The sequence below is a fragment of the Olleya sp. 1-3 genome (assembly GCF_002836085.1).
Lineage (GTDB): Bacteria > Bacteroidota > Bacteroidia > Flavobacteriales > Flavobacteriaceae > Olleya > Olleya namhaensis.
This window is the reverse complement of record NZ_PJBW01000026.1, coordinates 1-865: the sequence shown is the minus strand read 5'-3', so window position 1 is coordinate 865 and position 865 is coordinate 1. Positions and strand designations below refer to the sequence as shown.

At 32.4% G+C, this 865-nt stretch carries 2 protein-coding genes; both read right to left on the bottom strand.

Annotation, left to right across the window (positions count from 1 at the left end; genetic code table 11):
- Positions 1 to 148: 148 nt before the first annotated feature.
- Positions 149 to 319, bottom strand: a complete 171-nt coding sequence (locus tag CXF54_RS15730) for a hypothetical protein (RefSeq protein ID WP_157823456.1) — start codon at positions 317 to 319, stop codon at positions 149 to 151.
- 145 nt (positions 320 to 464) lie between these two features.
- The coding region (locus tag CXF54_RS12890) for a hypothetical protein (protein ID WP_157823455.1) at positions 465 to 865 on the bottom strand (401 nt) is incomplete at its 5' end.

Sequence of the window (865 nt, the reverse complement as noted above, 5' to 3'; positions counted from 1 at the left end):
CAACGTGATTGTGTATGGTTAGTTGCGTGGTTAAGCAACTAATTTAGTAAACAAAAACGAACCAGAGAAAATTCCAGCGGAATTTTCCAGATAAGCACTTGCCAAAGCAATTAATTATACACGGTGTTACCTGCTGGCTTTTCTCACTTTATTCAATCTTTTCAGTTTCGTTTTCTTCATCTGGTTTTCTGCTCAATCTAATTCCGATAATAATCATTTGAATAATACCAATTACCCAATAAGTAGGAAATCGTAAAAAAGTATAAACAACTTCAAAACTGTCCATCCATTCTCCAACAATTTGTAATTCGATAATCATTGAAATAAATGGTATTACGAACCCAAATAAAAGTATAACCAATAAACATCCTATTTTTTTTTCAAAATTTGTCTTCCAATACTTAATATTTAAGAAGATTAAAATTGCAATAATAAAATAGTCAAAATATCCTATGAGCATTTTCTTAATCTATTTTTATTATGATGCTTTTATTTTCTAAATCAATCTCAATCCATTCAGCCTTAGATTCCAAATCAGGAATACATTCGGTCAATTCCGTTCCTTTAGCATATTTACTCAATGCTTTTTTTCCGAAATGAACAGTAGCTTTAAATTCCGTTTGTCCAGTTTTTCCAATCCACGCTTTAGTTTCTATTCTCCGTATATCATTCACGTTTTTTTTAGTCAACTGATTTTCTGTCGGAAACCACGAAACTCCATCACACCAAAACCCTTTTAATTCTGGGTCAGTCGATTTTTCCAATTCGTGACAAATTCGGTATTCCAGTTGAGTGCAGAATTCTTCATTAAATGGTGTTTCGGTTTTTTGTTGTGCGTTCGTCATTTCAGCTTGCAGGTAACGTG